This is a genomic window from Aggregatimonas sangjinii, assembly GCF_005943945.1.
GTDB classification, from domain to species: Bacteria; Bacteroidota; Bacteroidia; order Flavobacteriales; family Flavobacteriaceae; genus Pelagihabitans; species Pelagihabitans sangjinii.
The window spans coordinates 926,985-952,235 of the sequence record NZ_CP040710.1 but is presented as its reverse complement, the minus strand read 5'-3'; the positions used below and the strand labels follow the sequence as shown (position 1 = coordinate 952,235).

Annotated in this window: 13 protein-coding genes; 10 read left to right on the top strand and 3 right to left on the bottom strand. The window is 46.1% G+C overall.

What is annotated here, in order from left to right:
• The first annotated feature begins 13 nt into the window (after positions 1-13).
• The 7 genes from FGM00_RS03945 (at position 14) to FGM00_RS03915 (ending at position 17,421) form a co-directional block, all read left to right on the top strand.
• A complete protein-coding gene (locus FGM00_RS03945; RefSeq protein WP_138851657.1) occupies positions 14-9,409 on the top strand; it encodes an SdrD B-like domain-containing protein in 9,396 nt (3,131 codons plus the stop codon).
• A 474-nt stretch (positions 9,410-9,883) separates the two neighbouring features.
• Positions 9,884-12,322, top strand: coding sequence for a TonB-dependent receptor (locus FGM00_RS03940; RefSeq protein WP_236262897.1), 2,439 nt, complete (start codon positions 9,884-9,886; stop codon positions 12,320-12,322).
• 3 nt (positions 12,323-12,325) lie between these two features.
• Positions 12,326-13,216 carry a DUF4249 family protein gene (locus tag FGM00_RS03935; RefSeq protein ID WP_138851656.1) on the top strand — a complete coding sequence of 297 codons (891 nt, stop codon included), beginning with the start codon at positions 12,326-12,328 and terminating at the stop codon, positions 13,214-13,216.
• 328 nt (positions 13,217-13,544) lie between these two features.
• A complete protein-coding gene (locus tag FGM00_RS03930) occupies positions 13,545-14,090 on the top strand; it encodes a pyridoxamine 5'-phosphate oxidase family protein (RefSeq protein ID WP_138851655.1) in 546 nt (181 codons plus the stop codon).
• 154 nt (positions 14,091-14,244) lie between these two features.
• Complete coding sequence (gene rimO, locus FGM00_RS03925) at positions 14,245-15,546, top strand: 30S ribosomal protein S12 methylthiotransferase RimO (protein ID WP_138851654.1); 1,302 nt, start codon at positions 14,245-14,247, stop codon at positions 15,544-15,546.
• Positions 15,547-15,607: 61 nt separating this feature from the next.
• Positions 15,608-16,924: a GntP family permease gene (locus FGM00_RS03920; RefSeq protein ID WP_138851653.1), complete on the top strand. Its 1,317-nt coding sequence runs from the start codon at positions 15,608-15,610 to the stop codon at positions 16,922-16,924.
• A 278-nt stretch (positions 16,925-17,202) separates the two neighbouring features.
• Positions 17,203-17,421 carry a putative signal transducing protein gene (locus tag FGM00_RS03915; protein ID WP_138851652.1) on the top strand — a complete coding sequence of 73 codons (219 nt, stop codon included), beginning with the start codon at positions 17,203-17,205 and terminating at the stop codon, positions 17,419-17,421.
• 118 nt (positions 17,422-17,539) lie between these two features.
• Here FGM00_RS03915 and FGM00_RS03910 read toward each other — a convergent pair whose 3' ends face one another.
• The gene (locus FGM00_RS03910) at positions 17,540-18,982 is read right to left on the bottom strand and encodes an aminotransferase-like domain-containing protein (RefSeq protein WP_138851651.1); all 1,443 of its coding nucleotides are present in this window, start codon (positions 18,980-18,982) and stop codon (positions 17,540-17,542) included.
• 103 nt (positions 18,983-19,085) lie between these two features.
• On the opposite strand from FGM00_RS03910, the gene FGM00_RS03905 reads away from it, so the two are divergent.
• Both FGM00_RS03905 and FGM00_RS03900 read left to right on the top strand, forming a co-directional pair.
• Positions 19,086-19,841 carry a DUF6597 domain-containing transcriptional factor gene (locus FGM00_RS03905; RefSeq protein ID WP_138851650.1) on the top strand — a complete coding sequence of 252 codons (756 nt, stop codon included), beginning with the start codon at positions 19,086-19,088 and terminating at the stop codon, positions 19,839-19,841.
• Positions 19,813-21,315: a pyridoxal phosphate-dependent decarboxylase family protein gene (locus FGM00_RS03900; RefSeq protein WP_236262896.1), complete on the top strand. Its 1,503-nt coding sequence runs from the start codon at positions 19,813-19,815 to the stop codon at positions 21,313-21,315. The genes FGM00_RS03905 and FGM00_RS03900 overlap by 29 nt, the downstream gene beginning before the upstream one ends.
• Positions 21,316-21,372: 57 nt before the next feature.
• Here the strand turns inward: FGM00_RS03900 and FGM00_RS03895 are convergent, their stop codons facing one another.
• The gene (locus FGM00_RS03895) at positions 21,373-22,314 is read right to left on the bottom strand and encodes an NAD(P)H-dependent flavin oxidoreductase (RefSeq protein ID WP_138851648.1); all 942 of its coding nucleotides are present in this window, start codon (positions 22,312-22,314) and stop codon (positions 21,373-21,375) included.
• Between the two features lie 91 nt (positions 22,315-22,405).
• Positions 22,406-23,596 (bottom strand): tRNA 2-thiouridine(34) synthase MnmA, encoded by a 1,191-nt coding sequence (gene mnmA / locus FGM00_RS03890; RefSeq protein WP_138851647.1) that lies wholly within the window; start codon positions 23,594-23,596, stop codon positions 22,406-22,408.
• 301 nt (positions 23,597-23,897) lie between these two features.
• On the opposite strand from mnmA, the gene FGM00_RS03885 reads away from it, so the two are divergent.
• Complete coding sequence (locus FGM00_RS03885) at positions 23,898-24,905, top strand: fasciclin domain-containing protein (protein ID WP_138851646.1); 1,008 nt, start codon at positions 23,898-23,900, stop codon at positions 24,903-24,905.
• Positions 24,906-25,251: the final 346 nt, after the last annotated feature.

Sequence of the window (25,251 nt, the reverse complement as noted above, 5' to 3'; positions counted from 1 at the left end):
CACATTACGGAAAATGATTAAAAATTACACTGCATTTCAGTCAGTTGCGAAACTGGTATGCGTACTCCTTTTTGCGCCAATTCTTTTGCTGGCAACAGGAGACCATACAAAATCAACGCTTGCGAACTTCTATGGTGCCGAAAACACTACCATAGAGACCTCTTTGTCAAATGAGTCTTGGGAGGAGAACACCAACTACGAAAATGATGTCCATACCAATGGGGCACCAACAGCTTTGGATAATCTGGCACCGCCTTGCGACATTCATGTCAACGCCGGGCCTGATCAGGAACTCTGTTCTGATGAACCTCTTCAATTAAGTGCTTCTGTTCAGAATAACAATACCTGTTCTACCGGCTGCGTGTATCCTATCATCGAACAACGAAAATGTAATAGTAGTAACAGCAGTAACAACGGCTTTGAAACAGTTTACATCGTTAGCCATAATGAAGATGAACCCCGGTTCATAGCAAGCAACCAAAATTTTGAGACCTTCGATGATGGTACGGCAAGATTTACAGCTACTGCATCTAATGGACATGATACGGTTCAAGTGGACATTCTTTACAGTGGATACACTACCAATCCTCCCATGGGTGATCCCGATGACCATAGAGATGATAGTCCAAAGGACAATAATGACCCGAACAATTCCTGTCATTACAATCAAGATTTTTCAACTTTCGGTTATTACCCCAACGTTGAGGGTACCATTATATCCAACCGACATGGTACTTATACAGTGCACGCCGACGGTCCGTCATTTCAGATTGGTGATGGTGGAGATGTTACGAGGACCGGCTTTGGAGCATCAGGGTGGTTTACGCTGAGCGGAGGAAATGGTTATTACGAGAAAGGTGACATCAATGTGGCTCTAGGCGATTGCCAACCGCAAGACAACAATGCTGAAGTTACATACCGATGGAGCACTCAAGATGGCAATATCATCGGGAACAGAAACAGCCAAAATATTCAAGTCGACCAGCCAGGAACATATCGCGTTCGCGTCGAAAATTGTGAAGGTTGCCGGGATAGCGATACCGTAGTAGTTACGGCTTTTGAAGTAGATGCAGGTGATGATGTAGAGAGTTGCCCCGAGGAGGAAGTAACGCTTACCGCGAATCCATCCAGTGAACCGGAATGCTCAACCTGTGATGAGTCCGGTAGTTTTTCTGACGGACATCAAAGTGTACTATACGATCTAGCGGATTGTTATTCCGTTGGAGGAAATAATAGCCCCAACGACTATAGTGAATTTACACCTGCGATTACAAATCTCGATTTTGCAACTGTAAATGCGAGCATTGTATATCGCAATGAAGGACCTCATTCCTGTACAACAAGGTCTGATCCTGGAAGGGCGGCCTGTTTTGGATTTGGAGGAGCGGATTCCAACTCCTTTATCGATGATGCACCAAGGGCAGTACGTTTCGATTACACATTGAACGCTGACAAGGGCCAAGCGGCTAAATTGGATAGTTTTTCATTTGACGAATTTGCTCCGGAACACTACCGACAAACCTCTTCTCAAAACAATTCGGTGAACGAAGGGCGTAATAATTATCCTACCCGATTTGGTTATCGCGTACTAAAAAATGGGCAGGAAATATTTAGAGAGGTAGATATACCAACCTCGCAGAGCAATTGGTTAAATAGGTTCTTCGATTTTGCAAATAATGATGAATTTATTGTAGCCGAAGGAGAATCGGCCACATTTTCCTTCGAATTGTATGCCTACGATCAATTTGATAACAATGGAGACAAAAGTGTCTGGGATTTAGATACGATTAGAATCAACGCTTCTTCATGTGAAGGAACGTCAACGTCTGATATCGATTACCTATGGTCAAACGGGGAAACCACCCAGTCAATTATTGTTTCACCCGATGAAACAACTACCTATTCCGTAACCGCGACCAGTTGCAGTGGCTGTTCCGTTACAGATGAGGTAACGGTAACCATTGGCGAAATTACTGCCGATGCCGGTCCTGATATCGAAATTTGCGAAGGACAAGAGGCGGTATTGACCGCTTCCGGAGGAGAAACCTATTTGTGGAGTACCGGGGAGACCACAGCGGAAATAACAGTCACCCAAGCTGGTGAATATACGGTAGAGGTGACTGGTGATACCGGTTGTACAGGAACGGATAGTGTAATCGTAACGGTAAACGATCCACAAGCAGGTACGATTTCGCCGAATCCGGCAGCCGTATGCCTTACAGGGGAAGATGTGACGATTACCGGAAATCCAGCTGGTGATGCCAATGTACCCGATGGGTACACCTTGGCATTTGTACTGACTTCAGGGGACGATTTGGTCATCCAAGACCTATCCAGCGCTCCTGAATTCAATATTGCCGAAGGTGGAAAATATACGATTCATCCTTTTGTATTCCCTTCTGATTTCGATCCATCGACAGTTGTTGAATTCGGAAGTACAACAGGATTTGACGTCAATAGTCTTTTAGTTCAAGGAGGAGGCGACCTTTGCGCATCTTTGGATGTGGTAGGTGCTATGGTCATCGTTTCCGATCCGGATGCAGGAACCGTAACCCCAGTGGCCGGAACAGTCTGTCTGGAAACCGGATTAGTCGGAATTTCAGCAAGCCCAAACGGTGATGCAACCATTCCTGACGGATATACCTTAGCCTATGTATTGACATCGGGAGATGATTTGGTCATTCAGAACCTTTCGACAGAACCTGAATTCAGCGTTTCCGCAGACGGAAAATATACCATACATCCTTTTGTGTATCCTTCTTCCTTTGATCCATTAAGTGTGGTTACTCCCGGAGTTACCACAGGTGGTGAGGTAAATGCACTATTGGTGCAAGGGGGTGGTGATCTTTGCGCATCTTTGGATGTTGCAGGTGCCATGGTCATTGTTGAAGACCAAGTGAATATCGGCAACTATGTTTGGAACGACGAAAATCAAGACGGTTGTCAGGATGGAGAAATGGGAATCAACGGCATTACCGTTTCTCTTTTTCAATGTACCGATGGAACAAATCCTACCGGAAATGCAATCGCTTCTATGGAAACACAGGACGATTCAAACGGATTGCCGGGTTATTACAATTTCAAGGTCTGTAGAAATTCAGGAGAGTATATCGTAGTTTTCGATATTCCAACTGGCTTCGAAGCTACCGAAAGTAATAATTGTTCGGATGACACTACCGATTCCGACATTGACGATAATGGAAATTCAGGATGTTTCGAAATCCTAGATGATGATAACCTTACCGTGGATGCCGGTATTTTTGACCCCGTCAACGTGGGCGATACCGTGTTCTTCGACAACGATCGGGACGGCGTACAGGATCCCGACGAGGACGGTGTCGCAGGGGTGACAGTACAGCTTAAGGACACCGCAGGGAACGTCATCGACGAGACCGCCACAGATGCCAACGGGAACTACCTCTTCGAGGCCGTTGCACCGGGCGAGTACGTGATCATGTTCGTACCGGGCACGTTGCCCGCCGACTACGTCTTCTCACCGACCGACCAGGGCGGTGACGATGCGGCCGATTCCGACGCGGACCAAGACGGCAATACACAGCCGTTCACCGTGACGGCCGGACAGGACGACGACCTGACATTCGATGCGGGAATCAACCTGCCGAGGGCCTCACTTGGCGATACCGTGTTCCTCGACGAAGATCAGGACGGTATACAGGACCCGGGCGAGGAAGGCGTTTCAGGCATCACGGTCAGCCTCTACATCTGTGGGGAGACCGAGGCCATCGCGACAACGACAACCGACGGTAATGGCAACTACGAGTTCGCCGACCTGGAACCCAATACCGAATACTACGTCGGTATCGACGTACCTGCAGATTTCGTGACTTCGCCCGCCGACCAGGGCGGTGACGATGCGGCCGATTCAGACGTGGACGAGGACGGCGTGAGCGATTGCGTCGAGCTCTCCCCAGGGGAGAACGACACGACCATAGACGCAGGGATATACAACCCCGTCAACGTGGGCGATACCGTGTTCTTCGACAACGACCGGGACGGCGTACAGGATCCCGACGAGGACGGTGTCGCAGGGGTGACAGTACAGCTTAAGGACACCGCAGGGAACGTCATCGAGGAGACCGCCACAGATGCCAACGGGAACTACCTCTTCGAGGCCGTTGCACCGGGCGAGTACGTGATCATGTTCGTACCGGGCACATTGCCCGCCGACTACGTCTTCTCACCGGCCGACCAGGGCGGTGACGATGCGGCCGATTCCGATGCCGACACCGATGGCAATACGCAGCCCTTTACCGTGACGGCCGGACAGGACGACGACCTGACATTCGATGCGGGAATCAACCTGCCGAGGGCCTCACTTGGCGATACCGTGTTCCTCGACGAAGATCAGGACGGTATACAGGACCCGGGCGAGGAAGGCGTTTCAGGCATCACGGTCAGTCTCTACATCTGTGGGGAGACCGAGGCCATCGCGACAACGACAACCGACGGTAATGGCAACTACGAGTTCGCCGACCTGGAACCCAATACCGAATACTATGTCGGTATCGACGTACCTGCAGATTTCGTGACTTCGCCCGCCGACCAGGGCGGTGACGATGCGGCCGATTCAGACGTGGACGAGGACGGCGTGAGCGATTGCGTCGAGCTCTCCCCAGGGGAGAACGACACGACCATCGATGCCGGGATATTCAATCCCGTCAACATAGGCGATACCGTGTTCTTCGACAACGACCGGGACGGCGTACAGGATCCCGACGAGGACGGTGTCGCAGGGGTCACCGTACAGCTTAAGGACACCGCAGGGAACGTCATCGACGAGACCGTTACCGATGCCAACGGGAACTACCTCTTCGAGGCCGTTGCACCGGGCGAGTACGTGATCATGTTCGTACCGGGCACGTTGCCCGCCGACTACGTCTTCTCACCGGCCGACCAGGGCGGTGACGATGCGGCCGATTCAGACGCGGACCAAGACGGCAATACACAGCCGTTCACCGTGACGGCCGGACAGGACGACGACCTGACATTCGATGCGGGAATTAATATTCCTTGTCCAACAGACTTTGCAGATGCAGGTGATGATGTGACCATTTGTGCAACGGGGGAAGTAACCTTAACTGCTACGGGTGGCGCCACATATTTGTGGAGCACTGGAGCTACAACAGCTTCTATTACGGTTTCTCCAACCTCCGATACTACCTATACCGTAACCGTAACTACTGATGATGCTTGTGAAGATACCGATGAAGTAGTGGTAATCGTACTGGATCCCCAGGCCGGAACTATCATTCCAAATCCGGCAGTTTGCTTAGAGGGCGATAGTGTTATGATTTCTGCCGTACCAGATGGCAACGCAGTGGTTCCAACCGGATATACGTTGGCTTATGTATTGACTTCAGGAGATGATTTGGTCATCCAAGACCTTTCAAACGCTCCCGAGTTCAGTGTTGCCGATGCCGGTAAGTACACGATACACCCATTTGTATTTCCAAGTGATTTCGACCCGTTAAGTGTAGTAACTCCTGGTGAGACTACTGGAGGACAGGTCAATGCACTCTTGGTTCAAGGTGGTGGCGATCTTTGCGCCTCTTTGGATGTGACAGGTGCGATGGTCAATGTAAACCCTTTACCAGAAGTTAGTGTCGAGGATGCGGAAATTTGCGCAGGCCAAACGGCTACTTTAACGGCAGAAGGATCGGATGATGTGACCTACCTGTGGAGCAATGGTGAGACCACCGCTTCCATAACCGTCAGCGATGCCGGTGAATATACTGTTACCGTAACCAGTGCTGAAGGCTGTGAAGCTTCCGATAGTGCTGTTGTAACGGTTACCGATCCGCAGGCTGGAACTATCACTCCTACCCCAGCGGTATGTTTAGATGGTGGTGCAGCCACAATATTGGCAATACCTGATGGAAACGCACAAGTACCTGCAGGATACACTTTGGCATACGTACTTACTTCGGGAGATGATCTGGTCATCCAGGACCTTTCAAGTACTCCCGAGTTCAGTGTTGCCGATGCCGGTATGTACACGATACACCCATTTGTATTTCCAAGCGATTTCGACCCGTTAAGTGTCGTAACTCCTGGTGAGACTACTGGCGGACAGGTCAATGCGCTCTTAGTTCAAGGTGGTGGCGATCTTTGTGCCTCTCTGGATGTGAATGGTGCAATGATTAATGTAAACCCACTTCCGACAGCGGATGCAGGTGCCGACATAGCAATCTGTACTGGAGACAGTACAATCCTAACGGCTTCAGGTGGTGGAACATACTTGTGGAGCACGGGCGACACGACTGCTTCTATAACAGTTTCCCCAACTGTAGACACGACTTATACCGTTACCGTTACTTCGGATGATGGCTGCGAGGATACCGATGAAGTTGTAGTTTCTATTAACCCAATTGTAATCGCAGTTGCTGGCGATGATGTTGCTGTTTGTGTTGGCGAGAGCGCGACACTTACCGCTTCCGGTGGCGAAAGCTACCTATGGAGTACCGGTGAGACATCGGCATCCATTATCGTTTCCCCAACGGAGGATACTACCTATACCGTGGAGGTTACCTCGGCCGAAGACTGTACCGATACGGACGAGGTCGTCGTATCGATCAACCCAGAGGTCGTTGCCAATGCGGGAGCCGATATCGCGGTCTGCTCAGGCGACGATGCGACATTGACCGCGAGCGGGGGCGGAACCTATCTATGGAGTACCGGTGAGACATCGGCATCCATAATCGTTTCCCCAACGGAGGATACTACCTATACCGTGGAGGTTACCTCGGCCGAAGGCTGTACCGATACGGACGAAGTCGTCGTATCGATCAACCCGGAGGTCGTTGCCAATGCGGGAGCCGATATCGCGGTCTGCTCAGGCGACGATGCGACATTGACCGCGAGCGGGGGCGGAACCTATCTATGGAGTACCGGTGAGACATCGGCATCCATTATCGTTTCCCCAACAGAGGATACTACCTATACCGTGGAGGTTACCTCGGCCGAAGGCTGTACCGATACGGACGAGGTCGTCGTATCGATCAACCCAGAGGTCGTTGCCAATGCGGGAGCCGATATCGCGATCTGCTCGGGAGACGATGCGACATTGACCGCGAGCGGTGGCGAAAGCTACCTATGGAGTACCGGTGAGACATCGGCATCCATTATCGTTTCCCCGACGGAGGATACTACCTATACCGTGGAGGTTACCTCGGCCGAAGGCTGTACCGATACGGACGAGGTCGTCGTATCGATCAACCCGGAGGTCGTTGCCAATGCGGGAGCCGATATCGCGGTCTGCTCAGGCGACGATGCGACATTGACCGCGAGCGGGGGCGGAACCTATCTATGGAGTACCGGTGAGACATCGGCATCCATTATCGTTTCCCCAACAGAGGATACTACCTATACCGTGGAGGTTACCTCGGCCGAAGGCTGTACCGATACGGACGAAGTCGTCGTATCGATCAACCCAGAGGTCGTTGCCAATGCGGGAGCCGATATCGCGGTCTGCTCAGGCGACGATGCGACATTGACCGCGAGCGGGGGCGGAACCTATCTATGGAGTACCGGTGAGACATCGGCATCCATTATCGTTTCCCCAACGGAGGATACTACCTATACCGTGGAGGTTACCTCGGCCGAAGGCTGTACCGATACAGACGAAGTCGTCGTATCGATCAACCCAGAGGTCGTTGCCAATGCGGGTAGCGATGTTACTTCATGCAGTGGGGAGTTGCTTACCTTGACCGCAACTGGTGGTGTAAGTTATCTATGGAGCAATGGTGAAACCACCGCTGCCATCGAAGTAGCACCTACAGCAGCTACAACATATACGGTTACTGTAACTTCCGCTGAGGGCTGTACAGATACCGATGATGTTTTTGTAAATGTGGAAAACAAGGTTTCCGTTGGGGATTACGTCTGGAACGATGTTAACGAAAATGGTATTCAGGATGATGGTGATACCGGGGTAAATGGAGTTACCGTAACCTTGTACCAATGCAATGATGGTTCGAACTCTGGAGGTACTATGATCAGTTCTACAGTTACGGCCAATGAACCCACGACCAATGCGCCTGGTTATTACGCCTTAGACGTATGCCCGAATAGCGGCGAATATTATGTCGTGTTCAGCACTCCGGGTGGGTTTGAATTTACAGAGAGTAATGTCGGGGATTCAGCACTTAATTCGGACGCCGATGCCAATGGCGTAACCGGTTGCTTTACTGTAGGCGGCACGGATATCACGACAATCGATGCGGGACTTATCAGCCTTTGCGATATCGATGCTACCGTTTTAGGAGAAGAGGAAATATGTGTTGGTGAGGAAGCTACCATATTGGCTTCGGGTGGTGACACCTACCTATGGAGCAATGGTGAAACCACCGCTTCGATTACGGTAGCTCCGACGGAAACTACGACCTATACGGTAGTAGTTACGGATAGTACCATTCCAGATTGCTCGGCGGAACTATCGTTTACAGTAGAGGTTCAATCAATCGCCATCGATGCTGGTCCGGATGTTACCATAGAGTCTGGGGAAAGTACTTTACTAACCGTAAGTGGGGCTGGAGATTCCGATACTATTCTATGGTCGACAGGCGAGTCTACTGCATCGATAACGGTAGCGCCAATAGGCACTACTACCTACTCGGTTACGGTAGTCAATGATTTAGGGTGCATCGGAGAAGATTCCGTTACGGTAAATGTCAACAGTGCTTGTGGTATCAACCCGGCATTCAAGATTCTACCACGTGATCAACCCGGAACCTATACGCCTGGAAATAGTACTGCGGCTTGTTTAGGGGATAACCTATACTTATGGATGCACATGGATCCCGACAACCTTTTCGATGGCCTAGCCGAAGATTACTCTGAGTGGAGTTTCACCTTCGAATTCCCTAACGGGGATGTCATTGTGCAGGATAGTCGACCGATCTGGCCAGGCAACCAAAGGGTTGAGAAATTAGATCTTCAAGAATCCGACTTTGGGGATATCAACATTTCCTGGGTATCTCCAGATGGTTGTGTTGGTTCTACAGTGTTCACGTTGAACTTTCCTGATGGAAGCAGCTGTGGACCTAACGGAACGAGGATCAGCGATTTCTACGCGCTTGGAGCTGTTTACCCAGTACCTGCGCAAAGCGGTTCAACGATCACGCTCGAGGTGAATACAAAAACCAAGTCGATCAGTACGGCCAAAGGAGCTTCGCAAAGCAAAAACTTTGTGGTTCCTACCAGCAAAACGACGATACAGGTAAGCTTGTACAACCTTAGCGGTAGATTGGTAGAAACTCCTAAATCGTACGATGTTGAGACAGGTATGGTTAAAGTTTATCATGAACTTAGCAACCTACCGACCGGCACTTACATTATAAGAGTCGATGGAGATGAATGGTTCGATAGCGACAACATCATTATCGAATAATTCAAGTATTAATCAATACAGAAGCCCCGACTTAATTGTCGGGGCTTTTTTTATATCATGTCTTCACAGCTGATTAAAAAATTGGGTGCAAAGACGAAGTGTTTAGTTTATGCCTTGCTTGTTCTAAAATTCCATAAAACCTTCTTTCCGGATAGCCATCTGAGGTTTGACTAAGTATAGAAATAGCAAATTGATAACATGAATACTATTCAAATAAATCATTCTCACAAACGTTATGCGTTTGATTCGGATTTAACACTATATGCTGAAATATTTTGCATATTTATTCTTTTGTTAACAACATCAAATTAAAAATAGTTCTTTCTTGCCGAAGAATCCAACCAATGGCAACCTTAAATCGAACTGGAAAACTAGGCGCAACAAACCAAACCATTTGCAACTTCCTTATCACCTCATCCTAGGATTACGATGATGATAGGAAGCAATTTTACAAACCAAAAAAACCTAACCAGTTTGACAAACAAAATGTATTTTACCGTGTTTTTTTCGCTCCTTATGTCCCAAGGGTTTTCGAAAAAAACGCCGGATCACCGATTGACTTCGAAAGTACTTTATCAATCCGATCAAACACACACCATAAGCGGTTATATATCGGAAACCGGAAGCGGGGAAAACCTTCTGGGTGTTTCGGTATATGTACCGAAAATCAAATTAGGTACGACTACCAATGATTATGGCTTTTTTTCCTTAACCCTTCCCGAAGGCACGCACGAAATCTATATTTCCTATATCGGTTACGCTACCCAGGTCAAAACAATTGAACTTAACCAAGATACTGTCTGGGAGTTGAAACTTTCGCCTTCCGCAGAATCGTTGGAAGAAGTAGTCGTTACTGCCGACGAAAAAATAAAGGATAGCAAAGTAACACAGATGAGCACCGTGAAAATAAATCCTTCTATAATTCAAGATATACCGGCATTACTCGGGGAAAAAGATGTCTTGAAAACCTTGCAGCTACTTCCTGGCATTCAAGCCGGGTCTGAAGGAAGCTCGGGTTTTTTCGTTCGTGGGGGTACTCCTGATCAAAACCTCATCATTTTAGATGACGCAGTGGTGTATAACTCCAATCATCTTTTTGGCTTCTTTTCTGTTTTTAACGGTGATGCTATCAAATCGGTCGAAGCATTTAAAGGAGGTTTTCCCGCTCGTTTCGGGGGTAGGTTATCCTCGGTGATCAAAATCGACATGAAAGACGGGAACAAGGAAAAACTATCCGGGAAAGTGAATATTGGACTAATTTCTTCGTCCGTTTTATTAGAAGGCCCTATAAATAAGGGGAAAACATCCTTTATCGTAAGCGGTCGCCGCACCTATGCCGATGTTCTCGCGCGACCATTTATTAAAGCGCAAACAGACGGAGAAGGGGTGGGCGGTTACTATTTTGCCGATCTTAATTTTAAGGTGCATCATATCTTCAGCCCGAAAGACAAACTGTATTGGAGCAATTACTACGGCAGGGACAAATTTTATACGGATTCCAAAAGTCAATTTGACGAAGATAGGGTCAGGCTTGGTTGGGGGAACATCACTTCTACCCTCAGATGGAACCATCAGTTCACCAATAAGCTTTTTTCGAACACCTCACTTATCTTTAGCAACTATCAATTTAAGGTTACCGGCGATTTCAAGGAAATTTTCGAAGATGGTACAGAAGAAGTTTCTTCATTCAATACCAGTTCGGGCATCAATGATTTTACGCTGAAGACCGATTACGACTATTTTCCTAACAACCAACACAGTATTCGTTTTGGAGCACTCGCTACCATCCATAACTTCACCCCGCAACGCGTCTTGATTAAGGATGATTTTACTGGAAACGTAGATTCGAAAGAAGAGCTTGATTCATTTGAGGGCGCTTTGTACATCGAAGATGACTGGAAACTTTCGGACAAACTACGCATCTCACCAGGGTTCCGACTCAGTTATTTCAACTACAAAGACCAACAGTATATTAAACCGGAACCGCGACTGGCTATCGCCTACAACCTTAAACCTGATATGGCCCTAAAAGCATCGTATACAAGAATGAACCAGTTCATTCATTTGCTATCAAGTTCGGGAATCGGGCTTCCGACGGACCTTTGGGTCTCCTCGACCGACAGGGTAAAACCACAGACATCGGAACAGTTTGCCCTGGGCATCGCCAAGGACTTTTTTAACAAGGATTACTCGGTAACCGTAGAAGGCTATTACAAAACGATGAACGATGTAATCGCCTATAAAGAAGGAGCATCGTTTTTGGCGTTCGAGGATTTGGAAAATGGAAAAACAACGAGTTGGGAAGATAATATCACGTCCGGTCAAGGCTGGGCCTACGGGGGCGAACTATTGCTCAGGAAACAGACAGGAAAACTTACGGGATGGTTAGGATACACACTATCTTGGTCCGAACGACAGTTCGATGAGCTGAATCTCGGTAAAAAATTCTTCGATAGGTATGATCGCAGGCACGATATTTCAATGGTAGGTATCTATAAACCCCACGATCGTATAACGCTTTCAGCGACATGGGTGCTTTCCACAGGGAATAATTACACCCTACCGAATTTACAACGCTTGAATACTACTGACGGCTTCCCAATAGCGACTCCGAATAGTAATTCAGGTAGTTTTTCAACCGAGGACTTTGCCACACAAAGAAATAATTTTAGAGGTGAGACCAGTCATAGACTGGATCTGGGCATCCAATTTCATAAGAAGCTTCGGAAAAATAGAGAACGAACTTGGGGATTCTCCTTATATAATTCCTATGCTAGACAGAATCCTTTTATTTATACCGTAGACGATTCGTTTTACGATAGGGAAGACCCAAATGCAACCGTTGAAAAAGAACTTACAAGAACCTCTGTGCTCATGTTGATTCCGTCATTTAACTACACTTTTAAATTTTAAGCCATGAAAACGTATTTTTCACTAATCGCCATTGCCGTTCTCTTGCTTACGGCCTGCCAGAAGGTAGTAGATGCAGATACCCTATTGGATACGGAGGAGGAGATTTTCATAACCGGCTACATAGCGCCCCAAGACACCGTACTTCGGGTAAACGTAACTCGTGCATTACCATCAATCGGCACACCTTTAAGTGTCAATGACCAAGAAGAAAATGAAGCTCAATTCTTGATCAGGGATGCCCTGGTTTCGATTTCGGACGCATCTGGGAATACGACCGACCTAACCTATGACGAGGAGAGCAAAACCTATTTGGCGGATGCCGTTTCGCTGCCGATTTTGACCGATCAAGAATATTTTCTGAAAGTCATTGTCGCTGGAAATGAGTACAATGCCTCGTGTAAAATACCGCAACCAATAACGGAAATAAATGAACTCATAACTTTCAATGAAGATACATTCGGCAATAGGTTGGCCAATATCAACCTGTCTTTCGAAGATTTGGTCGGGCAGCGAAATTTTTATGTTCTGGGGGGAAGGGTCAGTACGGTGGTACAATACGAAGGAGAGGAACCTGAATCGTTTGAATTCAGTCTACCTTTTGATTCCGACACGTTCTTATCGGATAATTTGGTCGACGGAGGAGTTCTGAACGGTGAATCGGAAACGTTCATATCAAATGATGCAGCTGTCTCAGAGACCGAAATTATGCTACAAGTTGCAAATGTCGAAGAGAGCCTATTTCAGAATTTAAGGGCAACGAGCACCAATGCCGATGCGGAAGGTAATCCGTTTGTAGAGTACGCCATAGCCCCGAACAATTTCTCGGAGCAAGGAGCAATAGGTGTTTTCGCGGGATATCAACTTACCGAAAAGGTAATTCAAATTGAGCTCTAAACATAAAAAGCCCCGACTTTTCGTCGGGGCTTTCCATCAAATCAAAAAAACCAACCTAAACACATGAACTTAATTGTTATCACATCAAAAATCTAATTCATAGCAATTTGTATATATAACAATCCGAAAAACAAAAACCCTACCCCTGTTTCATAAAGAAACTATAAGTTGTCTTCAAACCCATAATGCAATGGTTCCCGCTCAACTACGTACTACTGTTCCGAGTACTTTGGGGCTACTCAAACGGCATTTTAAAAGTTTTTCTTTGAGAAATCCCAACGAACACACTTTTATTATTGTCTATCTTTAAATTCTAAAAAAATAATTGATGACGGACACCTTTCTGCAGGAGTTGAAGACGGAATTACGCCAAGGTGCGGTCAAGCGGGGACATCCGTTCCGCTATTGCACTATGGGCACTGCTGGTAGTGATAAAAGCCCTAGAATGCGTACCGTAGTTCTAAGAAGGGTTACCGAAAATCTTGGTTTTATATTCTACACGGACAAGAGGACAAAAAAAATAGACCATATCAAGGAAAAATCAGAGGTGAGCCTTTTGTTCTACCATCCAAAAAAATTACTACAACTCAAAGTCACTGGTAGCGCCAAGATTATAACAGATGAAAAGACGTTGCAAAAATATTGGAGTGGCGTGCAGCCAAGCAGCCGTAAAGACTATACCACGGTTCTTGCACCTGGAACCGAAATCACTAATCCGGATGCCGTAGCGTATCTTGAAGAAACCGCGCATTTCTGCATCCTTGAAATCGCGCCTTCCTCCATAGAATATTTAAAGTTAAAAAGACCGAATCACCTAAGGATCCGATACACTTTTGAAGGGGACGGCTGGTCAGGAACTTTTCTCGTTCCCTGATAGTATTTGGGTTTGCTGACTTGAACCTATATACACAACTATACTCAGTATTCTACTGGCCACCTTGACACCTTAATTTGAACGAGGGCAATTAAGTGGGTTATTTTGGCTTTCTTGGAAACCCAAATCGTATTTTTGCACTTTATTTGAAACTATGCGCACGAAATCCGTCAAGAAGAATAAAATCAACGTAGTTACCCTCGGGTGTTCCAAAAACGTTTACGACTCTGAAGTACTTATGGGTCAGCTGCGTGCAAACGATAAAGACGTCGTTCATGAAGAGGAGGGGAATATCGTGGTGATCAATACCTGCGGTTTCATCAACAATGCCAAGGAGCAAAGTGTTAATACGATCTTGGAGTTCGTTGAAAAAAAAGAATCGGGGATAGTAGATAAGGTTTTCGTTACCGGCTGCCTGAGTGAACGCTACAAGCCAGATCTGCAAAAAGAAATTCCTAATGTAGACGAATACTTCGGTACCAGCGAACTGCCCAACTTACTTAAGGCATTAGGTGCCGACTATAAACATGAGCTGCTTGGGGAACGCCTTACGACTACCCCAAAAAATTATGCCTATCTAAAAATTGCCGAAGGCTGTGACAGGCCATGTTCTTTCTGCGCGATTCCCCTAATGCGAGGTAAGCACAGAAGCAAACCGATCGAAGAACTTGTTGCCGAAGCGGAAAAATTGGCCGCAAAAGGTGTCAAAGAATTGATTTTGATAGCCCAAGACTTAACGTATTATGGCCTGGACCTCTACAAAAAAAGAAATCTGGCGGAGTTGCTGGAACATCTCGTTGCGGTAGAGGGGATTGAATGGATACGTCTTCATTATGCTTTCCCTACGGGTTTCCCGTTGGATGTGCTTGACATTATGAACAAAGAGCCGAAAATCTGTAACTATTTGGATATCCCCCTGCAGCACATTTCCGATGCGATCTTGAAAAGCATGCGCCGGGGCACTACACAGGCCAAAACCACGAAACTTTTACAGGATTTCAGGGCCGCTGTTCCGAATATGACGATTCGAACCACGCTGATCGTCGGCTACCCAGGGGAAACGGAGGAAGATTTTCAAACCCTCAAAAAGTGGGTAGAAGCTATGCGTTTTGAGCGCCTTGGCTGTTTTACGTATAGCCACGAAGAAGATACACATGCCTATAACTTGCAAGATGATGTTCCCGAAGAAGTAAAACAAAATCGCGCCAATGAAATCATGGAGCTACAATCCCAAATTTCTTGGGAATTAAACCAGGCGAAAATCGGCAGCACTTTTAAATGCATTATCGACAGAAAAGAAGGGAATTACTTCGTGGGGCGCACCGAATTCGATTCTCCGGATGTGGACAATGAGGTACTTATCGATGCTACACGCTTCTATATGAAGCAAGGGGACTTCGCGGATATCAAGATTATCGAGGCGGCCGATTTCGACCTCTATGGCGAGCCGGCTTAAGAATCCCGCTTTACTTTGATGAGAATTACGTATTTTCAGGTGCATTGAAAATACACCGACCATGACTTACATCTTGGCCTTGCTGTTGGCTTTGGCCGCCATTATTCTGGGAATAGTTCGCTTTAAAATTCATCCCTTTTTCGTTTTACTGCTTGCCGCTATTGGTTACGGGTTTTTGACCGGAATGTCCGTTCCTGAAATCCTCGTTGCCATTAATGACGGCTTTGGCGGACTCATGGGTAAAATCGGACTCATCATTTTCTTTGGAGTCGTGATCGGTACCGTATTGGAAAAATCCGGTGGAGCAATGGTCATCGCATCATGGATTCTAAGAATGGTCGGGGAACGTTTTGTTCACCTTGCCATGATGCTTACCGGCTATCTGCTTTCCGTTCCGGTTTTCGTCGATAGTGCATTTATCATGATGAACTCCCTGAATAAAACACTCAGCAAAAAAGCAAAAGTAGCCTTCTCCGGTACCTCTGTGGCATTGGGGCTTGGTCTTATGGCGACGCATGTGATGGTACCGCCTACCCCTGGACCGATAGCGGCTGCGGCTCTTTTGGAAGTCGATCTCGGAAATCTGATTCTCTGGGGCTTATTTGTTAGTTTGATCGCCTTGATACCGTGTTACTTCTTTGCCATAAAAATCGCATCCAGAGTAAAAATTCCCATTGTATTGGAGGCAGTTTCAGAAACAAACCACACCCCAAAATTACTCACCTCGCTCCTGTCGATAGTAATTCCCATTGTTTTGATCATCGCCAAATCGATTTTTGATTATCCAGACTTGAACCTTCAACAACACCTCCTTTATCCTTTTGTATCCTTCGTCGGAACGCCGGTAATTGCCTTATTGATCGGTGTGGCGTTGACCTTGTTACTTCCGCAAAAGTTAGACCAACGCATATTTTCGGCAACGGGATGGTTCGGGGAGGCCCTTAAAGTAGCAGCCCCCATACTTATGATTACGGGCGCTGGGGGAATTTTCGGTAAAATGCTTCAAAATTCAGGGATAGCGGAGGCGATTACCGAAAACTTTGCCGATCTTAATATGGGCTTACTTTTTCCTTTTCTTCTAGCGGCCAGTCTTAAAATCGCTCAAGGCTCTTCAACGGTGGCCTTGATTACCACAGCTTCCATCGTAGCACCAATGATGATGGTTTTGGGATTGGATGAACCGTTTATAAGAACTTTGACCGTCTTAGCCATCGGTGCAGGGGCAGTTGTAGTTTCCCATGCCAACGATAGTTTCTTCTGGGTTTTTACGCAACTTACAGGAATGAATGTAAAGCAGGGGAACCAAACACTTACCTTGGGTACATTGACCCTTGGGGTATCCGCTTTTCTTATCGTATTCTTGTTATCCTTTCTCTAACCGTAAGTAGGCCACCGCCAGAAAAAATTGCCTTTATTAAACATCCTTAAGAACGTATGATTGCAAACCCATCCGCTCTTTTTTATAATATTGCGCACGTTTAACTCGAATGTGCGAGATAAAAACGCAGGATTCACGGATGATAACATGAAAAAACGGTAAGATTAGAAATAAGCTTAATAGGAACTGAGAATTCTTTACGATACATTGATGAGATTTAACAAGCATATAGAGGATATCAACCAGCTTTTGTACAGGAGAGCATTAAAATTGAAGTTATGGATTATGATTACAAAAGTATTTTTGTTGGCGGTTCTATAGAAGCCCAAGGAATGGCCAGTAGGTTGGAAACTGCCGGTATAAAAGCATTGGTTAAAAGCCATGGGGATTCGGCAAGGCTCGCCGGTTTTGCCTCTGCCCTACCCGGTGAAACGGAAGTATTCGTGCGAACTGCCGATTTGGATCGTACCAACGCTATTTTAAAGGACATTAGTTAAGACTTATAGATAAGGTTGCACCTTTCACCTCACAGCGAAAGCGTTATGCCAAGCCACAGGTTTTTAAGCAAAGGAACAGGCACTCTCCAGCATTGTAAAAGAAAATACTGCCTAGAAATTACATATCGAAAAGCATCTCATGTGCCAATTCGCCTAATTTTTTGAGTCCCTGGTCTATTTTTTCACTCCATACGATACCATAGCACAATCGCATACAGTGAGAATATTGCTTTTGTAAGGTAAAAATACTCCCGGGCGTAAAACTAATATGCTGTGCCTGTGCCCGTTCAAATAGGACGCTAATATCTATTTTCGGATTGAGTTCGACCCACAACAGAAAACTTCCTTTGGGCTTGCTTACTTTAGTGTCTTCTGGAAAATAGTTACTTATCGCGCCTATATATTTTATACTATTCGTATGAAGGGTTTCTCTAAGCCGCCGTAAATGATGGTCATACCTTCCCTTGGCCAAAAAATTGGCGATAGCTTCCTGGGGAATCGTACTTGTAGAGGACGAAAGATATAATTTCAATTTCATTACGTTCGAGATGAATTTTCCCGGAGCAACCCATCCCACACGATAACCACCACCAATTGTCTTTGAAAAAGAGCCCACCCACATCACCAAGCCACTATCGTCATAATACTTACAGGTACTTGGTCTTTGCCTACCGTAGTATATTTCTCCACAGATATCATCCTCGATCAATGGAATTTCGTATTCCTGAATGATGCGTACAAGCTTTTGCTTATGTTTATTGGGCATTAAACTGCCCAAAGGGTTGCTGAAATTACTGACGACCATAATCGCAGCAATCCGCTGCTCCCTTAAAATTCTTTGTAAAGCGTCCAAATCCATACCCGTTGCAGGATCTGTGGGTAGTTCAAGTACCCGAAGCCCCAAGGTATTCGCCAATTGTAAAATACCATAGTACACCGGACTTTCTACAGCGATGGTATCTCCCGATTTCGTTACCGCCATAAGAGACAGCGAAAGGGCACTAGTGCATCCTGCGGTAATAATCAAATCTTGCTCGGTAATGGCTCCACCCCACAAAATGGTTCTTTGGGCGATTTGCCGTCTTAGGTTCAAACTTCCTTGAATATTATCATAATAAGTACCGCCAGCTGGTAATTTAACCACTGTTTCGTGAATCGTTTTCGTCATTTTCGCAATCGGCATGAGCTCGGGGGCAGGCACCCCTAATGAAAAATTGATCATATTCTCATCACCGATCATCTCATAAAAATCAATAATCATTCCCGTTACATTACCCAAAACGGCCCTATTTCCCGGATTTGTCTTCGTGGGGCAATCCGGAACTGAATTCGCGCAAAAGATAACGTAGTAGCCGGATCTCGGCCGAGACTCTACCAGATTTTTCCCCTCTAATCGGTAATAGGCTTCCAAAATCGTACTGATACTAACCCCGTATTCTTGTTTCAATACACGTACAGAGGGCAGTTTATCTCCCATCTTGAGTACACCATCCAAAATTTGCTGCTCTATATTTTGGGCAATATCAACATAGAGGTAATTCTTATTCTTTGTCTTCACCATAAAAAAGTATCTGTACTGGTCAAATTTACAAAAACTGAATCTGTTATGGTGCATTCCTTTTTTAGATATTTGAATGTCTTAATGGTTTAACGAAAAATTTTAAATGAACAAGCAACTCCATAATATTGAAACGATAGCCTCGTTACAGGAAAATGTGGTTGCCATCTGGTCTGCCGACATAATGCCACCCCACTCCATCACTCCCGATTTGCTTGTACCGGATGGATATATTGAAGTACTTTTTATTATCAGCGGCGGATTCAAAAGACGAAAATTATCTTCTGCACACGACCGATTTATTGTGAACCGATCGGTAATCATTGGGATTCAGGATACCGTATTTATGAGCCAACCCATCGGTCATCTCAAATGTATCGGTATACTATTTGACCCCATGCAATTTTATCTACTCTTTGGTGATATAGGCGCTCAGCTGCGAAATAAACACCGGCCGGTCTCCAAATCGGGCCATAATGGCCTGACTCAACTAGAGGAAAATATTCACGAAGCCGCTTCGGTAACGGAAGCGCTTCAAGAAATAGAAAGCTTCTTTGCGGACTACGCTCCACAATATACCGCATGCGACAATTGGCGTATGACCCAAGATTATTTACAGGATTTACGCATCAAGAAGGAAAATGGTATTCATACCGACACTTCAAAGCTCGATACGATTGACCAAAAAACGCTAAATGCCATTGTTGTGCAATTCACTGGATTCACACTTGAAGAATTAAGTACTATTATCAGCACGGCAGTAACGTACGAAGAACCCGATAGAGATGAATCGACATCCTTCCCATCACTAAAAAAACTGTGGAACGATATCGATGAAAGCCAAGAAGACCAACAACCTTAAATTACAGCGCATGAAATCAACTAACAATCCCGCGAACGGCCTGCTTGCCAGTCAGAAAGATTCGAATCCCGATAATCGAGCAAATTCGATTCAGACTAAAATGTATGCCGATGTGCAGGACAGCAGTCTTTTTCAAGCGGCGCAACATTTAGGGCATGAATACTTGGAAAACATTTTTGATCGGAACGTTTTCCCTTCTGAAAAAGCGTTGTTCGATTTAAAGGAATTCGATGAAGTGATGCCCACAGCATCCAGCGACGCCAATACGATACTAAACCTTTTGAGCACGTATGGTGCACCGGCGACGGTGGCAACCTTAGGTGGTCGGTATTTCGGATTTGTTTCCGGTGGGGCCGTGCCAGCAGGCTTGGCGGTAAAAAGCCTGGCTACCTTTTGGGACCAAGCTCCGGCCATGCATGTGCTCTCACCCATTGGCTCCAAATTGGAATCAGTAGTGGAGACTTGGTTGAGAGACCTCTTTCGTCTTCCCGAAAAAACGGTTGCAGGTTTTGTAAGTGGAACATCAAGCGCCAATTTCTGTGGTTTGGCGGCAGCACGCTTCCGGTTGCTTTCAAATCTGGGCTGGAATATAAATGAAAAGGGCCTTCATAGTGCGCCGAAGCTCCGAATCGTAACCGGGGCGCATGCGCATTCAACTGTATTGAAGGCCATCTCGTTGTTGGGCTTCGGAACCGAGAATATAGAATGGGTAGCTGTCGACGATCAAGGCAGGATTCTGTCGGAGGCCCTTCCCGAATTAGACGCTAAAACCATTGTAATTCTTCAGGCAGGCAATGTCAATAGCGGATCATTCGATAATTTTAACGACATCTGTAAAAAAGCAAACCGGGCCAATGCTTGGGTTCATATAGATGGTGCCTTTGGCTTATGGGCTGCAGCTGTAGACAAACTGAACCACCTAACCAAAGGGATTGCACTAGCCGATTCTTGGGCTGTAGATGGTCATAAAACACTGAACACCCCGTACGACAGCGGTATTGTATTATGCGCCGACGAAGAGGCCATTCGGTCGGCATTGCATATGGCCGGGAGCTATATTGTGTCAAGCGATCAACGGGATGGTATGTTCTACACGCCTGAAATGTCAAGAAGAGCACGGGTAATCGAACTTTGGGCCACCCTGAAATACCTAGGGAAAGAAGGTATCGATGAAATGATTTACGAAATGCATCAAAGAGCGGTGCAGTTCGCTGAGGAACTTTCGAAAATCGATGGCTTTACCATTTTAAATGATGTCGTTTTCAATCAAGTATTAGTGCAATGTGATACAGATGCGTTGACTTTAAAAACCATGCAATATGTACAACGACTAAGGGATTGTTGGGCGGGGGGTTCAGTATGGAACAACAGAAAGGTAATCCGGGTCAGTGTTTGCTCTTGGGCGACCACCGCCGAGGATATCCGTCGCTCCGTAAAATCATTTCAGAAGGCACTGCTATTGGCACAAAAGTGATGCCGTATCGTTGTTCAAAGTTGGTTTCTAGCTATATACAATTTATGGATGTCTTCTTTAAAAGTTCAAAAGTTCTTTTTTTGCGGCCTCATATTCCTGCATCATTTCCGCAACGATTTCGGCTGCGGGCTTGATGTCGTGAATTAGGGCGGAAACCTGTCCGATTTCCAATTCCCCTTCGTCCATATCCCCTTCGAACATACCGCGTTTGGCCCGAGCACGCCCCAAAACCTCCTTTAAATCAGCTACCGACGCCCCCTTTTCATAGGCCTCTTGAATATCCCCATAGAACTTGTTTTTTATCAATCGAACCGGAGCCAACTCTTTTAAGGTCAATTGGGTATCCCCTTCTTGGGCAGCAACGACCTTTTCTTTGAACCGTTCATGGGAAGAAGCTTCATTACTGGCCACAAAACGGCTTCCTACCTGAACACCATCGGCACCCAAAACCATTGCGGCAAGCATGGCGCGGCCCGTCGCAATACCCCCCGCAGCAATAATGGGAATCGTGATTTTTTCCGTTACCGCAGGAATCAAGACCAAACTGGTCGTCTCATCCCTACCATTATGACCGCCCGCTTCAAAACCTTCGGCAACGACTGCGTCTACACCCGCTTCTTGGGCCTTTGAGGCAAACTTTACGCTGCTGACCACATGCACGACGGTTATTCCGTTCTCCTTCAAATGGGCCGTCCATGTCTTTGGATTTCCTGCGGAGGTAAAAACGATTTTAACACCTAACGTAACAATAATTTCCATCAACTTATCGATATCCGGATACAGCATCGGAACATTGACGCCGAAAGGTTTTCGTGTCGCTTGTTGGCATTTCAGAATATGCTCCCGCAACACATCGGGATACATACTCCCTGCTCCAAGAAGGCCGAGTCCCCCGGCGTTGGACACCGCAGAAGCCAACCGCCAACCGCTTGCCCAAACCATACCTGCCTGTATTAAGGGGTATTCAATACCGAAAAGTTGGGTGATTTTATTTTTCATAATTCCAATCATCTGTTCAATTGCAGTCGAGAATTACACCAACTACGTGGTAGAACCTCTCGACTGCGCTCGAAGGGAAAATAAATTTCACTTAAGAAATCACACCTGAGCCAATGAGTTCATCATCGATATACCAGGCAACGAACTGCCCTTCCATAATGGCCGACTGCATCTGCTCGAAATCGACATACAATCCTGAATCTACCTTATGTAACGTTGCTGGTTCCAGCGTTTGTCGGTATCGAATTCGCGCTTTTACGGGCATGGTTTCGTCTACTTTCAAGGATAAATCCGGCCGCACCCAATGCAATTCTTCATTGGTCACGAAAAGTGCACGACGGTACAGTCCGGGATGCGATTTACCTTGCCCGGTATAAATAATGTTATCGGCTACATTTGTTTCGATAACGAACAGCGGCTCTTTAGTTCCACCTACATCAAGACCTTTACGTTGTCCTTTGGTAAAGTAATGTGCACCCTGGTGTTCCCCTACCACCTTCCCGTCCTTTAAATCATATACCGGTTTTTCGGCATGATATGCGAGTTCGGTTTTTTTGTCGGCAAAAGTGGGAAGCTCTTTTTGCAACTGGGGTACATCAGCCGGAATTTCAACGATTACGCCCTTTTTAGGTTGTAATTTCTGTTGTAAAAATTCCGGCAAACGCACTTTACCGATAAAACAGAGCCCTTGTGAGTCTTTTTTATCGGCGGTGACAAGGCCATTCTCGGCTGCGATTCGTCGCACCTCCGGTTTTTCCAGTTCCCCGATAGGAAAGAGCGTTTTGGACAACTGCTCCTGCGACAGTTGGCACAAAAAATAGGATTGGTCCTTATTTTTGTCCGCTCCGCCTAACAAGCGAAACATTTCGCTACCGTCGGGATGGTGAATACTTCCCTTTCTGCAGTAATGCCCCGTTGCTACAAAGTCCGCCCCCAATTGCATAGCGATCTTAAGGAAGACATCGAACTTAATCTCTCGATTGCACAATACATCTGGATTGGGTGTACGCCCTTTTTCATATTCGCTGAACATATAGTCGACGATCCGTTCTTTATATTCAACACTCAAATCAACGGTTTGAAAAGGAATACCCAACTTTTCGGCCACGATCAGTGCGTCGTTACTATCCTCTAGCCACGGACACTCCTCTGAGATCGTCACGGAATCGTCGTGCCAATTCTTCATAAACAGTCCGATAACCTCGTACCCCTGCTCTTTTAAAAGATAGGCCGCGACGCTTGAATCTACTCCTCCTGAAAGTCCTACGACTACTTTTTTCATCTGGCATTACTATTGACTTGCAAAAATACAAAATGGGATGATGATAGTGATATTCAATGGATAAATTGGCAAAGTATGGAGTCACGAAACGTTAAGATTATTAACAAAAAAAGAGCCGAATGAGATTCAAAAGTTGCCACCCGGGTGTTGTGAAGTAAAGACTAAAACCAAAGAATGGTTGGTATTTTATCGACAAAATACAACACTTCGTCGATATTAAAATTTTCACAAAAAGTTTATTAAGTCAACGTCATTTGATTTAATGTTTAAACTTTATACTTTAATATAAAACAGAATAATTATGAAAAAGTATCTAAAATCAATCTTCCTCATGGTCGCAACGGGCACTCTGATGATTTCGTGTGACAGCGATGACAATGACCCGCAAGTTCCAACAAGCGATGAGAATATCGTAGAAGTTGCTGTGGGCAGCCAAGATTTAACCACTTTGGTCGCTGCGCTGCAACGGGCCGATTTGGTCGGCGCTTTGGAAGCCGATGGTAATTTTACCGTACTGGCACCGAGTAACGCTGCATTTGAAGCCTTTTTGGCAGCCAACGACGATTTTGATAGTCTTGAGGATATTCCGGTCGAGATATTACAACAAGTACTTCTGAACCATGTCATTCCCGGTAGCAATGCCGCCTTGAGTTCCTCGGACTTGGCCGTGGCAGGTTCCGGATATGCGAGCACTCTTGCCGATGGCCCATCGGCCGGCAGTAAAATCACCACCTATTTCAATACGAGCAGTGGGGTGCGGTTTAACGGAGTTTCTTCGGTAACCACTGCAGATATAGGCGCATCGAACGGAATCGTGCATATCGTAGATGCCGTAATCCCCTTACCTACCGTGGTAACCTTTGCCACGGCCGACCCTAACTTTTCTACATTGGTAAGCGCCCTTACAGAATTGACCCCAGAGACCGATTTCGTAAGCCTCTTGAGTACTCCGAACGGCGAAACCTCCACACCATTTACGGTTTTTGCACCGGTAGATACGGCTTTCGATAAATTAGATGCCATTCCCGAGGAAGAACTATTGACGTCGATTCTTGCGCATCATGTCATTACCGGCTCGAATGTACGGGCAGAAGACATCAATGATGGCGATATTTCCTCGGCAACTTTCGAGGGGGATAATCTTACGTTTAGTGTTACAGGAAATGGAGCAATAAGTATTACCGATGGTTCCGGTCAAACGGATATCAATGTCATCCTTGGCAACGTACAAGCTGCCAATGGCGTGATTCACGCTTTGGATACCGTTATGATTCCGAATACGGAAGAGGAAGTAGAGGAAGAGGACTAAAAATTAATTATTTATAATTTTTATAAAGACCGCCAATTCAGGCGGTCTTTTCTTTTTGCGCCCACTTACAAAGGGCCTGATCGACGAACTACACCGTGCAAAAGAATCAAATAATTATTTTCAGTTTGTTAAACTTTTGCAAAATTTAATTAAACAAAAGCAACCTTTTGAAACCTTCCGACTCTTCTTAATAAGTTGAACAAAAAGGCAAACTGTTTTAAAACACGTTCGTTCGATAAGCAAATGAATCAAAAAACCGAAACAAAGCGCTATTTCTGTTTATAGCTCATAGCTGAGGAACCGTTCCTTTTAGTTCGCTCAATCAATTTTATAAACGATTACACTA

Bases quoted from the DNA above. Each gene is read 5' to 3' on its own strand.
- FGM00_RS03895 (WP_138851648.1), bottom strand. From the start codon at position 22,314: ATGAAAAATAAAATCACCCAACTTTTCGGTATTGAATACCCCTTAATA.
- FGM00_RS03935 (WP_138851656.1), top strand. From the start codon at position 12,326: ATGAAAACGTATTTTTCACTAATCGCCATTGCCGTTCTCTTGCTTACG.
- FGM00_RS03920 (WP_138851653.1), top strand. From the start codon at position 15,608: ATGACTTACATCTTGGCCTTGCTGTTGGCTTTGGCCGCCATTATTCTG.
- FGM00_RS03945 (WP_138851657.1), top strand. From the start codon at position 14: ATGATTAAAAATTACACTGCATTTCAGTCAGTTGCGAAACTGGTATGC.
- rimO (WP_138851654.1), top strand. From the start codon at position 14,245: ATGCGCACGAAATCCGTCAAGAAGAATAAAATCAACGTAGTTACCCTC.
- FGM00_RS03915 (WP_138851652.1), top strand. From the start codon at position 17,203: ATGGATTATGATTACAAAAGTATTTTTGTTGGCGGTTCTATAGAAGCC.
- FGM00_RS03885 (WP_138851646.1), top strand. From the start codon at position 23,898: ATGAAAAAGTATCTAAAATCAATCTTCCTCATGGTCGCAACGGGCACT.
- FGM00_RS03910 (WP_138851651.1), bottom strand. From the start codon at position 18,982: ATGGTGAAGACAAAGAATAAGAATTACCTCTATGTTGATATTGCCCAA.
- FGM00_RS03900 (WP_236262896.1), top strand. From the start codon at position 19,813: ATGAAAGCCAAGAAGACCAACAACCTTAAATTACAGCGCATGAAATCA.
- FGM00_RS03905 (WP_138851650.1), top strand. From the start codon at position 19,086: ATGAACAAGCAACTCCATAATATTGAAACGATAGCCTCGTTACAGGAA.
- FGM00_RS03930 (WP_138851655.1), top strand. From the start codon at position 13,545: ATGACGGACACCTTTCTGCAGGAGTTGAAGACGGAATTACGCCAAGGT.
- mnmA (WP_138851647.1), bottom strand. From the start codon at position 23,596: ATGAAAAAAGTAGTCGTAGGACTTTCAGGAGGAGTAGATTCAAGCGTC.